Here is a 13,244-nt window from a genome sequence, read left to right as displayed (position 1 = left end):
CATGTCCATTTTATTGATTCGTTCCAGGCGCGCGGGCCGCAAGGCCGCTTTATTCATTTCCGCAATGGCAGTAATGGCCGCGTGTTCCGCTGCGCTGGCCGCGTCGTCCATTGAGCCGCCACAAGCGGAACAAGTGATGGCGACGACCGCTTCCGGCGTGCAGGTCTATTCGTGCGAGTACGATGCAGATCATCACTTGGCGTGGGTATTCAAGAGCCCGCTCGCAACGCTTTACGATACCAGCGGGCAAGCTGTAATCAAGCATGCGGCCGGACCGTCATGGCAAGCTGAAGACGGCAGCCGTATAGTCGGTCATGTGATTGCACAAGCGCCGAGCAATACGCCTGCAAGCATTGCGCAGTTACTGCTGGAAACGCACAGTACGGGTGGTAGCGGAACGCTGTCCAGTATTCGATTTGTTCGGCGTATCAATACTGTCGGTGGCTTGATGCCGGCCAGTGCATGTACGGCCGAACATCAGGCAGGCAGCTCACCGTACCTGGCGAATTACGTTTTCTACAAGTAGCAAAAACGGCGTGCTGATTTTTTCAAGGACAACCATGACTCAATCCAGATTGTTATCGAGCTTGCATACCATTCGCGCTGGACTGCTTGTGGCGGGATTGATCTCGTTGTCTGCCTGCACCGCAATCGGCGTGGTGACGCATTCTGTATCGCCGGATGAGGCGAGCGTGCCCGCCGGGCGCTATCAGCTCGACGCGCATCATTGGAATGTCAGCTTCGACGTCGATCACTTCAAGTATTCACGCTTCGTCATGCGCTTCGACAAGGTCGATGCGCAGTTGAACTGGAACGCGGGCGGCCTGGATCAAAGTACGGTGGAAGCGACTATCGACGCAAACAGTCTCGACACCAACGTTCCGATCCTCAACAAGATGATCAAGGGCAACGACGTTCTGAATGTGGATATGTATCCGACTATCCGCTTCGTCAGCACGCAATTCAAACGCACGGGCGACCAGAAGGGTGAATTGACCGGTGACCTCACCATTCGTGGCACGACCCGTCCCGTGACGCTGGCGGTGACCTTCAACGGACATGCGAAGGATCCGCTAACGAAGAAGGAGACACTTGGTTTTTCCGCCGATGGTCACTTCAGCCGAGCCCAATTTGGTTTGTCGACGTGGTATCCGGCAGTAGGCGACGACGTGCATGTTGCAATCCAGGCGGAGTTTGACGCCGAAGATAAGCCGGCAACGTCTCAGTAAGCCAATGCTGTGTCTGAAAGCGCGCGTGGACTTCGGTCCAGGCGCGCCTTTTTATTGCTCAAATAGGTTAGTAATCCGATCTTCACCAGCACGCTGTTCGCACTGTGAGTCTATTGCGTGGCGTGTACTTACGCGATTCGATCGCGGCCAGGAACGCTTGTTTCATTCAGAAACATTTTGAATGGAGCGGCAGGAAATCGAATCGGAATAAACCCGGGCTCAGGATGTTCTGTTAGGTAAGAGGCGCGTTGATCGTTGCTGACGAGTTACCTAACCGAGTCGTTCCGAAGTCCCGACATGACACTTGAATTCATCACGCATATCGAATGGGCCGGCTGGCTCGAGGACATATCCACAACGCTTCCCTGCGGTGTCGATCTCGAATATGACCCTTCATTCCGGTTGCTCGAAGAAGCGGTGAACGGGAAGCCGGAAGCGGAATACGGGAAGACCATTGTTGCAGCCGTGCCGCCGGACTGGAAAGCGGCAAATACCTTGTGCGCCGAGTTGATGTCGCGCAGCCGTGATTTGAGGGTCGTTGCGTACCTGTCGCGAGCGCGTCTTGCAAGTGTCGGCGTTGCTGGACTTGCCGATGGACTCGCGCTTGCCCATGGCCTCCTGCAGCAGCATTGGCACCATGTCCATCCGCAACTTGACGCCGGAGACAACAACGATCCAACCGCGCGCATCAATGCGCTCGCCGCGTTCGTGGATAAATCGGGCGTGCTTGACGAGCTTCTCGACACGCCGTTGCTTCCCCAGCTTTCCTCGCAAACGTTGCCGGTCACCTTGCGCGACTGGTCTTATGCGAATGGCGACATGACGGCGCCCCCGGGCCGGGCCGTCATGAGCCTCGCAGAAATCGAAGCGGCAATCACGGCCGCCATTGATCACGCGAAATTGCTCAAGGCCTCGTTCAGCGCCGCGCTTGCACACGCCGAGCGGATTGAAGTTGTCTTGACGAAACACGTTGGCATCGCGCAGGCGTTGGATCTCTCCGCCTTGAAGACGCCATTGCGGAGAGGCGAATCGCTGATTGGCGAGTGCTTGTCGAAGCTGGATATCGACAAGACACCCGAACCCGAAACGCTTGCCGCTGGGCAGCTATCGGCCGTAGTGGATGCCGCAGTACCGTCCACACACCAACCCGCGACACGCGCCGATGTCATCGCCATGCTCGACCGGCTTTGCGACTACTACGCGCGCCACGAACCATCCAGTCCCGTGCCCTTGTTGTTGCAGCGTGCGCGTGGACTGGTCGACAAGTCGTTTGTCGACCTGCTGAAGGACCTTGCACCCGAAGGGCTGGCTCAACTGACCAGCGTAGTTGGAGCGGCCGGCGTGTCGGCATCCGAATAACTCGTTCGATTCATCACTGGAGAACAGGAATATGGCCAAGGAAAGCAGTCAGAAATTCATCGCGCGCAATCGTGCGCCGCGTGTGCAGATTGAATACGACGTCGAAGTTTATGGGTCGGAGAAGAAGGTGAATCTGCCCTTTGTAATGGGCGTGTTATCCGATCTGTCGGGGACACCCGAAGAATCGCTGCAGCCGGTAGCCGACCGCAAGTTTCTTGAGATCGACATCGATAACTTCGACGAACGCCTGCGTTCCATGAAGCCGCGCGTTGCCATGCAGGTCGAGAACACGTTGACCGGCAACGGCAAGATGGGCGTGGACATGACCTTCGAAAGCATGGATGACTTCTCGCCGGCGGCAATTGCCCGCAAGGTAGAGCCGCTCGCAAAACTGCTTGAGGCACGCAGTCAGTTGCAAAACCTGCTGACTTATATGGACGGCAAGACCGACGCGGAAAAGCTGGTCAGCAAGCTGCTCGAAGATCCGGCTCTTCTCAGCGCGCTTGCATCTGCGCCCAAGCCGCAAGAGTGATCTTCCGGGTCCCAATCTTCATCAACCAGCAAGCCAGGAGGAACAATCATGGCAGAAGCCAGCGACAACATGCAGCAACCGGCGAACCCGCAAGAAGTGCAAACAGCCGAGGCGGATGCATCCGGCGAGTTTGGCCGACTCCTGCAAAAGGCGTTCAAGCCACGTACCGACAAAGCCAAGGAAGCCGTTGAAAGCGCTGTGCGCACGCTCGCGGAACAAGTGCTGCAAGACACGCATCTTGTATCCGACGACGCGCTCGCGACCATTGAATCGCTGATTGCAAAGATCGATGAAAAGCTTGGCGCGCAAGTGAACGTGATCCTGCATACCGAGCAATTCCAGCAACTCGAAAGCGCGTGGCGTGGCCTGCACTATCTCGTGACGAACACGGAAAGCGACGAGACGCTCAAGCTGCGCGTGCTCAACATTTCGAAGAATGATCTGCATCGCTCGTTGCGCAAGTACAAGGGCGTTGCATGGGATCAAAGCCCGCTTTTCAAAAAGCTTTATGAAGAAGAGTATGGTCAGTTCGGCGGCGAACCCTATGGCGCACTGGTAGCGGATTACTATTTCGACAACAGCGGCCCGGACGTCGATTTCCTGACGCAGATGGGCAAGATTTCCGCAGCGGCACATGCGCCGTTTATTGCCGGCGCGGATCCCGCGGTGATGCTGATGGATTCATGGCAAGAACTCGCCAATCCTCGCGACCTCACCAAGATCTTCCAGACGCCGGAACACGCCGCATGGCGTTCCCTGCGCGACTCTGAAGACTCGCGCTACATTGGTCTTGCCATGCCGCGTTTCCTCGCACGCACGCCTTATGGTGCGAAGACGAGCCCGGTTGAAGAGTTCGATTTCGAAGAAGATACGGCTGGCGCGGATGCGTCGAAGTACGCATGGGCAAACGCAGCCTATGCGATGGCGGTCAATATAAACCGCTCGTTCAAGACCTATGGCTGGTGCTCGCGGATTCGCGGCATAGAGTCGGGCGGCGCGGTGGAGAATCTGCCGGTTCACGCGTTCCCGACCGATGACGGCGGTGTCGATATGAAATGCCCGACTGAAATCGCAATCAGCGACCGCCGCGAAGCAGAACTGGCGAAGAACGGTTTCATGCCGCTCGTGCACAAGAAGAACTCGGATTTCGCCGCTTTCATTGGCGCGCAATCGTTGAACAAGCCAATCGAATACGAAGATCCCGACGCAACCGCCAATGCAAATCTGGCAGCGCGCTTGCCTTATCTGTTTGCTTGCAGCCGTTTCGCACATTACCTGAAGTGTATTGCGCGCGACAAGGTCGGCAGCTTCAAAGAGAAGGATGACATGCAGCGCTGGCTGCAGGACTGGATTCTTCAATACGTGGATGGTGATCCGGAGAACTCATCGGAACTCACCAAGGCCCGCCGGCCGCTGGCTGCCGCAGAAGTGGTCGTGGAAGAAGTGGAAGGCAACCCGGGTTACTACACATCGAAGTTTTTCTTGCGTCCGCATTATCAGCTTGAGGGCCTGACGGTCTCGTTGCGTCTGGTGTCGAAGCTTCCTTCAGCAAAAGCCGCGTAATCAATTTTGGTTCATCGGGTAAAGACCGTACGTTTTTTAACGCAGCAATCTAATTAGGAAACCAAATCATGGCAGTCGATATTTTCTTGGATCTCGGTACCGTCAAAGGCGAATCGCTGGATTCGGTACATAAGGACGAGATCGACATCCTCTCGTGGAGCTGGGGCATGAGCCAGTCTGGAACAATGCACCTCGGTACGGGCGGCGGCGGAGGCAAGGTTGCGGTCCACGACCTTTCGATCACCAAATACACGGACCGCGCCACGCCGTCCATTGTCACGGCATGTACCACGGGCAAGCACTATCCGACCGGCAAGCTGACGGTACGCAAGGCCGGTGGAACGAAGCCGCTCGAGTACTACATCATCGAGATGGAAAAAGTGCTGGTCACGAACTACGCGACAGGTGGTTCGGACGGAGAAGATCGTTTCACGGAGACCGTCACGCTCAACTTCGAGAAATTTCACGTGAGCTATCAGCAACAGGATCCGACGTCCGGCTCGGCATTGGGCGGCGTGGTCGAAAGCAAGTGGAATATCCCTGCTAACGCGGAAGCCTGATTGTGACGAAGCCGCCCACGATCGCGCGCAATGCGGGGCGCATCCAGCCCTCGCTGCTCGAACGTCTCACCGATCACGAGCCCGAGGCGACCCGCGAAGTACGGGAACAACGGGCGAGTTCCGCCCGGGCGTTGCGCCAGAGCGTGATGCGCGATCTTGGATGGCTCTTGAATGCGCAGGGAATATCGTCGTCACAGGACATTGGGCACTTTCCTGGCGTCGCGGATTCGGTGCTGAATTTCGGGTTTTCCGACCTTGCGGGCAAGAGCGCGTCGAACGTCGACATAGTGCAGATCGAGCGCCTGATGGCCGACACCATCCGTGCGTTCGAGCCGCGAATTCTTCCCGGCACATTGCGCGTGCGGGCGGTGCAATCGGGCGAGACCACGGGGCAACACAACGCCATTGCGTTCATCGTGGAAGGGGATTTGCACGCCCATCCGGTGCCTGAACGTCTTTATTTGCGGACCGAGCTCGACCTCGAAGCAGGGAAGGTCAACGTATCCGAGCAAGCGGATACGCGCTGAAACCGAAGGCCCCAGCCATGAACCCAAAACTGATCGAGTACTACAGCCAGGAGCTTCAGCACGTCCGTGAAATGGGCGGGGAGTTTGCGAAGGCGTTCCCTAAAGTTGCGGGACGGCTGGGGCTTGAAAGCTTCGAGTGCGCCGATCCTTACGTTGAGCGCTTGCTGGAAGGCTTCAGCTTTCTCTCGGCGCGCGTGCAGATGAAGATCGACGCCGAGTTTCCGCGCTTCACGCAGCATCTGGCCGAGCTTGTGTATCCGCATTATCTTGCGCCCACGCCGGCAATGACGATCGTGGAGATACAACCGGACATGACGCATCCGGCGCTTCCCGAAGGGGTACAGGTTCCGCGTGGCACGGCGCTGCACGGACGGCTCGATGGAGACAGTTCCACGCGTTGCGAATTCCGAACCGCGCATGCAATCACCATGTGGCCTATCGAGTTGACCGAAGCGCGCATGTTCACGCATACGGGAACGCTTGGCGGTGTGAACGTGACCTTGCCGCGTGGCGTCAAGGCGGGTTTGCGTCTGCGCTTGCGGGCGCTGAACAACCAGAAGATCGGTGATATTTCGCTGGATAATCTCCCGCTTTATTTGCGTGGCGCAGAGGGATTGCCAGCGCGTTTGTACGAGTTGCTGCTCGGCTCCACGCTCGGTGTGGTTGTTGAAGGCAAGCTGTTGCCAGCATCCTCCTTCAGGCCGCTAGGCTTTTCCGACGACGAAGCCTTGCTCCCCGTCAGCAGCCAGTCGTTCCCCGGTTATCGCTTGCTGCAGGAGTATTTCGCGTTTGCACGGCGCTTCATGTTTGTTTCCATCGATGGACTCAAGCCGCACATGGCCCGTTGCAACAGCGATGAAATCGAGTTGATCGTGTTGCTCTCGCGCGCGGATCAGGCGCTTGAACAGCTTGTCGATGCATCGCATTTCGCGCTGCACTGCACGCCGTGCATCAACTTGTTTCCGCGTCGCACTGACCGCATTGCAGTGACCGGCGAGCAGTTCGAGCATCACGTGGTGGTGGACCGCACGCGGCCGATGGATTTCGAGGTTTATCAGGTTCAGGACGTAACCGGATATCGCGCAGGCGGCGGCGCGGAGTTGCCATTTCAGCCGTTTTATCGCGCACGGGACATGGGCATTCCCGACTCGGGCGTCGGTGCGTTTTACCAGGTACGCCGCGAGAAACGCTTGCCATCTTCGCGACAAAATGAACGCGGCGTGCGCTCGAACTATCTTGGCAGCGAGACCTTTATCGCGCTTGTCGATACAACCGACGCCCCATATCCCGGCGAGCTTCATCAGCTTGGCCTGAGCGTGCTGTGCACCAATCGCGACCTGACGCTGACCATGCCGCTTGGGGACAGCGCCACCGACTTCACCGTCGATCTGGAAGTACCGGTGCTCGGCGCGCGTTGCATTGCCGGTCCGAGCAGGCCTTTGCCGTCGTATGCGGAAGGTCCGGTCGCGTGGCGCCTGTTGAGCCACTTGTCGCTGAACTATGCGTCGCTGGTGGATGGCAACGACGGTCAGGGCGCGCAAGCCATGCGCGATTTGCTCGGCCTGTATGCGCCTGCTGGTGACGGCGCTGCGGCAAGGCAGGTCGACGGCCTTCGCTCCATAGATACGCAGCCGGTTACGCGTCGTTTGCCGTCGCGCGGACCCATTGTGTTCGGCCGCGGTCTTGAGATCAACCTGCTGATCGATGAAACCGCTTTCGAAGGTGCAAGCGCGTTTCTTTTTGGCGCCGTGCTGGCGCGCTTCTTCACGCAATACGTGTCGCTGAATTCGTTCACCGAGACGGTGGTCACGAGCGCGACGCGCGGTGAAATCATGCGATGGGCACCGGGGAGCGGACTATGCAAAACGCTGTGACTGTCCTCGCCCGCCTTTGCGCCGATGCCACGCGCTTCGACTTTTTCCAGGCCGTGCGTTTGCTCGAATGTGCATATCCGCGCTTGCCGCGCGTGGGTTCTTCCTTGCGTCCGCGCGATGACGCGGTGCGCTTTGGCCAGGAACCGGATCTCATCTTTTTTCCGGCCACGCTGCGCAATTTCGTCGTGAACGAGGACGCCGGGACAGCGCCCACGCTCGTCGTGAATTTCTTCGGACTGCTTGGCCCGAATGGTCCGATGCCCACGCATCTCACCGAGTACATCCGCGGCCGGTCGCGCAACGCAGCCGATCCGACCTTCGCGCGTTTTCTCGACGTGTTCCATCACCGCATGACGTCGCTTTTTTATCGGTCGTGGGCGGTGGCGCAGCCGACTGTCAGTCTCGACCGGAATAACGGCGACCGGTTTTCGGCGTATGTGGGCAGCACGTTCGGACTGGGTGAAGCAGCGCTGCGCAACCGCGACAGCATCCCTGATTTTGCGAAGCTTCATTTTGCCGGCGTGCTCAGCGGTCCGACACGTCACGCCGCGGGCTTGCGTCTCGTGCTGATGCGCTTCTTTAACGTCCCGGTGGAGGTCAAGGAGAACGTCGGGCACTGGATCGACTTTCCGGCGCGCTCGCTGAGCCGTCTCGGCGCCGCTGACGAAAGCGGCCGTCTGGGTCTCGGCACCATGCTCGGCGCGCGCGCATGGGACCGGCAGCACAAGTTTCGTGTTGCACTCGGGCCGCTTTCGATGGCCGACTATCAGCGGTTTCTTCCGGGCGGCGCGAGCCTCGTGCGCCTCGCCGACTGGATCCGCAACTACGTGCGCGACCCGCTCGAATGGGATCTGAACCTGCAACTGCGTCGCGCCGACGTCCCGCTTCTTGCACTCGGGCGGCATCAGCGTCTTGGTTACACGACCTGGCTGCTATCGCGTCCGGCTGCAACCGACGCCACGCAACTCCTACTCAAACCCCTCGGTCCCGGTGGCCGCGTCAAAACTCTCGCACAGGATTAACCATGGCAGAAATCAGCCGCGCCGTGATGTTCGGCAAACTCGACACGCTCAGCTATCGCGCGATGGAAAGCGCCACGACGTTTTGTCGTCTGCGAGGCAACCCGTATGTGGAACTGGCGCACTGGATGCATCAACTGCTCGAGTTGCCCGACTCGGACCTGCACCGGATCATCAAGCATTTTGGTGTCGAGCCGTCCACGCTCGCGCGCGATCTGACCGAGGCGCTGGATAGATTGCCGCGCGGGTCTACATCGATCACGGACATCTCTTCGCAACTCGAAGAAGCGGTTGAGCGCGGCTGGGTATACGGCTCGTTGTTGTTCGATGCATCGAAAGTCCGCAGCGCGCATTTGATCGTGGGTGCGTTGAAGACGCCGGGTTTGCGCAATGCGCTGCGTGGCATTTCCCGCGAGTTCGATCGCGTGAGGCTCGATGACCTCGTTGACGACTTCGAGACTCTGCTTGATGGATCGCCGGAGAGTGTGCAGGTTTCCAGCACGCCAGCAGCGGCAACTTCAGTGCTTTCAGGCAAGCAGGATGCATTGCAGCGCTTCACAGTCGACCTGACGGAACAGGCGCGTTCGGACAAGCTCGACGCAATCGTTGGACGCGACGAAGAGATTCGTCAGGTCATCGATATTCTCATGCGTCGCCGCCAGAACAATCCGCTCTTGACGGGCGAAGCGGGTGTGGGGAAGACGGCCGTGGTCGAAGGCCTCGCCCAGCGGATCGTCGCCGGTGACGTGCCGCCCATGCTGCGCGATGTCACGCTGCGCACGCTCGATGTCGCCTTGCTTCAGGCCGGCGCCGGCGTAAAGGGCGAGTTCGAAACGCGCTTGCGCCAGGTGCTGGAGGAAGTGCAATCGGCGGAGCGCCCGGTGATTCTTTTCATCGATGAAGCGCACACGCTCGTGGGCGCGGGCGGCGCGGCCGGAACCGGCGATGCCGCGAACCTGCTCAAACCCGCGCTTGCACGCGGCACGGTGCGCACGATTGCGGCGACTACGTGGTCGGAGTATCGGCGGCACATTGAAAAAGATCCCGCGTTGACGCGACGCTTTCAGGTCGTGCAAGTGCGCGAGCCCGACGAAGCGCGCGCGATCACCATGATGCGCGGTATTGCTCACGCGCTCGAGCAGCATCACGGCGTGCAGATCCTCGATGAAGCCATTGAAGCGGCCGTGCGCTTGTCGCATCGGTACATTCCGGCGCGTCAGTTGCCCGACAAATCCGTGAGCTTGCTGGACACCGCATGCGCGCGCGTTGCGGTGAGCCAGCACGCTACGCCGCCCGCAGTGGAAGACGCGCAAAAGCGCATTGCTGCGTTGAGGACGGAACTCGACGTGATCGCGCGCGAAAGCCTGATCGGTATTAATACATCCGCGCGGCAAGAGGCGGCGTCAACGGCATTGGAAGAAGAGACGCAACGTTTAGCCACGCTCAACGCACGCTGGAAGACCGAGCGTGAACTCGTGAAGGATATCCTCGCGCGCCGTGCACAACTACGCGACGGGGCGCCGGGCGCGGACCTTGCCGCGCTCAGAACGCAACAGGCGTTGCTCGCGGACCATCAAGGCGATGCGCCGTTGATCCTGCCTGGCGTCGACCGCCAAGCGGTCGCGGCAGTGGTTCAGGATTGGACCGGCGTGCCTGTTCTCAAGATGGTGAAGAACGATATCGACAACGTGCTCCGGCTTGGCGAGCTTCTGGACAAACGCATCATCGGGCAGGGGCACGCGACCGAGATGATCGCGCGGCGTATTCGCACGTCGCGTGCGGGACTCGACAATCCGAACAAACCGGTCGGCGTGTTCATGCTCGCGGGAACCTCGGGCGTGGGCAAGACGGAGACGGCGCTGGCGCTCGCCGAACTGCTGTATGGCGGCGAGCAGAACCTGATCACCATCAACATGAGCGAGTATCAGGAAGCGCATACGGTTTCGCTGCTGAAGGGTGCGCCTCCGGGTTACGTCGGCTTTGGAGAAGGCGGCGTGTTGACCGAAGCCGTGCGTCGCCGGCCGCATAGCGTCGTGCTGCTCGACGAAGTGGAGAAGGCGCATCCGGATGTGCACGAACTGTTCTTCCAGGTCTTCGACAAAGGCTGGATGGAAGATAGCGAAGGCCGCTCCATTGATTTCCGCAACACGCTGATCCTGCTGACCACGAATGCAGGAACCGAATGCATTGCGCATCTGTGCCGCGATCCGCAACACATGCCGGAGATGGAAACCATTGAAGAGCAGTTGCATACGGAACTGCTGCATACGTTCCCGCCGGCCTTGCTTGGGCGCATGGTCACGATCCCCTATTACCCGTTGAGCGACACAATGCTGCGGGCCATCATCCGGCTGCAACTCGGGCGTGTTGCGGAGCGCGTCACCCGTACGCATCAGGTGCCGTTCACTTTTGACGAAGACGTGATCGGCCAGATCGCCGTGCGTTGCACGCGACTTGAAAGTGGCGGCCGGATGATCGACGCGATCCTCACGAACAGTCTCTTGCCGCGTATCAGCACGGAGTTTCTGTCGCGCGTGATCGACGGAAAGACACTTGCACGCGTGCATGTCAGCGTTGAAGCGGAGGAGTTCACCTATGTCTTCGACTAATACTCGCCACGTTCGCATGGAATGCGCCGCGCTCGGCGACACGGCGGTGTTCATGCGCATGTCGACCATTGAAGCGCTTGGCCGCATGAGCGAATTCCAGCTCGCGTTCCTGAGCCCGCGAAACGACATCGATCCGGGCGATGTTCTCGGCCAGAACCTTTCCGTCACGCTCGACTACCCAGCGGGCGGCGAGCGTCAGTTCAACGGGATTGTCACCACGTTGCGGCTGATCGTGCCGGGAGACACCACGCATAACCGCATGGCGCGTTATGAAGCAGTCGTGCATCCGAGGGTGTGGTTGCTCACGCAATCGGCGCATCGGCGTTTCTTCTATCAGAAAACAGTGCCGCAGATCGTGACGTCCGTGTTCGAACCGTTCGATATCGATTTTCGCAACGCGTGTAGCGCGAGTTACCCGCCGCTCGAACATTGCGTCCAATATCGCGAGACCGATTTCGACTTCGTGAGCCGCCTGCTTGAGCGCGAGGGCATCCACTATTTCTTCGAATATGCGGGTGGCAAGCATACGCTCGTGCTTGCGGATTCGAACAGCGAACATCGGCCGATTCCGCACTACGAGACCATTCCGTATCAGGCATGGGATACGCCCGAGCAGGATGAGGAATGCGTGTACCGCTGGGTATCGGGCGCGACGTTGCAGACCGGCCGATACGAAGTCAACGAATACGACTTCGAGAAAGCGTCGGTGAGCAATAGTCACGGCCTGGTCTCTCGCGCGACACGCGCCGCACCCTTTGATCCGGCGCGCTATGTGATGCAGGAGCACTTGACGGGTCACGTCAAGGCCGCAGATGGCGACCGGCTCGCACGCGTGAACGTGGAGATCCATCAGACGCTCAATGATTCCATCGATGCACGCAGCACGTCGCGCGGACTCATTCCAGGCGGCCTGATCCGACTGCGCGATCATCCGGCGACCGCGCAGGACCGCCAGTATCTGGTGACAGAGACGCGTGCGGAGATTGTGTCGGATGCCTATGTATCGACGAGCGATGGCACATTGCCCATCTTCGATTGCAGCTTTACAGCCATTCGTGCCGACAACACTTTTCGCACCGCGCGGACTACGCCAGAACCCCGCGTGGCGGGTCCGCAAACAGCCGTGGTCGTGGGTCCCGATGGCGACGAAATCCTCACCGACCAATACGGCCGTGTGAAAGTCCAGTTCCACTGGGAGCAGCTTGCGCAGTCATCGGGTACGCAAAAACTCGACCGCTGCTGGGTGCGGGTGTCGCAAAGCTGGGCCAACAAGCGCTGGGGTTCCATGCAATTGCCGCGCATTGGGCAGGAGGTGCTGGTCGAGTTCATAGAAGGCGATCCGGACCGCCCGGTGATCACGGGCGCGGTCTACAACTCCACCAATATGCCGCCCTACGAACTGCCCGCGAACGCGGCAATCTCCACGCTGAAGAGCAACTCGACCAAAGGCGGCAGCGGCTACAACGAAGTGCGTCTCGATGACCGCAAGGGCGACGAACAACTGTTCTTTCACGCCGAGCGCGATCATGAGACCTGGGTCAAGCACGACGCGCTGATGAACGTGAAACACGACCGCCACCTGAGCGTGAGTGGCAGCGAGTACATCAAGACGAACGGCACGCGTAACGACACCGTGATGGGCAGCAGCAAGTCGAGCGTGCTCGGCGGCGTGACGGCCGCGACCATGACGGCGCACAACCAGTTCGTTGGCGAAGCGTATTCGCTCAACGCCGGCATGGCCGTGCAGATCAAGGCGGGCATGGCGGTGGAGATCGAGGCGAGCGCGACCATCGCGTTGCGTGCCGGAGCTTCGTACATTTTGATCGGTCCTGAAACCATCGAGATGTCGAGCTTCCCGATACCCATCGGCCCCGGCATTCCGCCCGTTCCTGTCAGCGTGCCCCCGCCGCCGCCGACCCCGCCGCGCGATGCCGACGACGGATCGCGCAAGGTCGCCAAATAAGGAGTCCGC

General features: G+C 59.5%; 11 protein-coding genes. All 11 read left to right on the top strand.

The window, feature by feature from the left end; genetic code table 11:
* Nucleotide 1 precedes the first annotated feature (1 nt).
* The 11 genes from ACRWA7_RS00740 (at nucleotide 2) to ACRWA7_RS00690 (ending at nucleotide 13,235) form a co-directional block, all read left to right on the top strand.
* On the top strand, nucleotides 2-526 hold the full coding sequence (locus tag ACRWA7_RS00740) for a DUF3455 domain-containing protein (RefSeq protein WP_438390647.1): 525 nt from the start codon (nucleotides 2-4) through the stop codon (nucleotides 524-526).
* Nucleotides 527-560: 34 nt separating this feature from the next.
* On the top strand, nucleotides 561-1,229 hold the full coding sequence (locus ACRWA7_RS00735; protein WP_438390646.1) for a YceI family protein: 669 nt from the start codon (nucleotides 561-563) through the stop codon (nucleotides 1,227-1,229).
* A 297-nt stretch (nucleotides 1,230-1,526) separates the two neighbouring features.
* A complete protein-coding gene (tssA, locus tag ACRWA7_RS00730; protein WP_438390645.1) occupies nucleotides 1,527-2,588 on the top strand; it encodes a type VI secretion system protein TssA in 1,062 nt (353 codons plus the stop codon).
* A 31-nt stretch (nucleotides 2,589-2,619) separates the two neighbouring features.
* Nucleotides 2,620-3,120 (top strand): type VI secretion system contractile sheath small subunit, encoded by a 501-nt coding sequence (gene tssB / locus ACRWA7_RS00725; RefSeq protein WP_438390644.1) that lies wholly within the window; start codon nucleotides 2,620-2,622, stop codon nucleotides 3,118-3,120.
* Between the two features lie 69 nt (nucleotides 3,121-3,189).
* Complete coding sequence (tssC, locus tag ACRWA7_RS00720; RefSeq protein ID WP_438391018.1) at nucleotides 3,190-4,683, top strand: type VI secretion system contractile sheath large subunit; 1,494 nt, start codon at nucleotides 3,190-3,192, stop codon at nucleotides 4,681-4,683.
* Between the two features lie 68 nt (nucleotides 4,684-4,751).
* A complete protein-coding gene (locus tag ACRWA7_RS00715) occupies nucleotides 4,752-5,243 on the top strand; it encodes an Hcp family type VI secretion system effector (protein ID WP_060858756.1) in 492 nt (163 codons plus the stop codon).
* A 2-nt stretch (nucleotides 5,244-5,245) separates the two neighbouring features.
* On the top strand, nucleotides 5,246-5,770 hold the full coding sequence (gene tssE, locus ACRWA7_RS00710) for a type VI secretion system baseplate subunit TssE (RefSeq protein ID WP_438390643.1): 525 nt from the start codon (nucleotides 5,246-5,248) through the stop codon (nucleotides 5,768-5,770).
* Between the two features lie 17 nt (nucleotides 5,771-5,787).
* Nucleotides 5,788-7,644 carry a type VI secretion system baseplate subunit TssF gene (gene tssF, locus ACRWA7_RS00705; protein ID WP_438390642.1) on the top strand — a complete coding sequence of 619 codons (1,857 nt, stop codon included), beginning with the start codon at nucleotides 5,788-5,790 and terminating at the stop codon, nucleotides 7,642-7,644.
* Complete coding sequence (gene tssG / locus ACRWA7_RS00700; protein ID WP_438390641.1) at nucleotides 7,629-8,666, top strand: type VI secretion system baseplate subunit TssG; 1,038 nt, start codon at nucleotides 7,629-7,631, stop codon at nucleotides 8,664-8,666. Before tssF ends, tssG begins: the two co-directional genes overlap by 16 nt.
* Before the next feature lie 2 nt (nucleotides 8,667-8,668).
* Nucleotides 8,669-11,272, top strand: coding sequence for a type VI secretion system ATPase TssH (tssH, locus tag ACRWA7_RS00695; protein WP_438390640.1), 2,604 nt, complete (start codon nucleotides 8,669-8,671; stop codon nucleotides 11,270-11,272).
* Nucleotides 11,259-13,235, top strand: coding sequence for a type VI secretion system Vgr family protein (locus tag ACRWA7_RS00690; protein WP_060858760.1), 1,977 nt, complete (start codon nucleotides 11,259-11,261; stop codon nucleotides 13,233-13,235). Before tssH ends, ACRWA7_RS00690 begins: the two co-directional genes overlap by 14 nt.
* Nucleotides 13,236-13,244: the final 9 nt, after the last annotated feature.

It is taken from the genome of Caballeronia sp. DA-9, assembly GCF_051615025.1.
In the GTDB taxonomy this organism is placed as follows: Bacteria; Pseudomonadota; Gammaproteobacteria; order Burkholderiales; family Burkholderiaceae; genus Caballeronia; species Caballeronia sordidicola.
This window is presented reverse-complemented; position numbering and strand designations above follow the sequence as displayed.

Bases quoted from the DNA above. Each gene is read 5' to 3' on its own strand.
- ACRWA7_RS00740 (WP_438390647.1), top strand. From the start codon at position 2: ATGTCCATTTTATTGATTCGTTCCAGGCGCGCGGGCCGCAAGGCCGCT.
- ACRWA7_RS00690 (WP_060858760.1), top strand. From the start codon at position 11,259: ATGTCTTCGACTAATACTCGCCACGTTCGCATGGAATGCGCCGCGCTC.
- ACRWA7_RS00735 (WP_438390646.1), top strand. From the start codon at position 561: ATGACTCAATCCAGATTGTTATCGAGCTTGCATACCATTCGCGCTGGA.
- tssG (WP_438390641.1), top strand. From the start codon at position 7,629: ATGCAAAACGCTGTGACTGTCCTCGCCCGCCTTTGCGCCGATGCCACG.
- tssC (WP_438391018.1), top strand. From the start codon at position 3,190: ATGCAGCAACCGGCGAACCCGCAAGAAGTGCAAACAGCCGAGGCGGAT.
- ACRWA7_RS00715 (WP_060858756.1), top strand. From the start codon at position 4,752: ATGGCAGTCGATATTTTCTTGGATCTCGGTACCGTCAAAGGCGAATCG.
- tssH (WP_438390640.1), top strand. From the start codon at position 8,669: ATGGCAGAAATCAGCCGCGCCGTGATGTTCGGCAAACTCGACACGCTC.
- tssB (WP_438390644.1), top strand. From the start codon at position 2,620: ATGGCCAAGGAAAGCAGTCAGAAATTCATCGCGCGCAATCGTGCGCCG.
- tssA (WP_438390645.1), top strand. From the start codon at position 1,527: ATGACACTTGAATTCATCACGCATATCGAATGGGCCGGCTGGCTCGAG.
- tssF (WP_438390642.1), top strand. From the start codon at position 5,788: ATGAACCCAAAACTGATCGAGTACTACAGCCAGGAGCTTCAGCACGTC.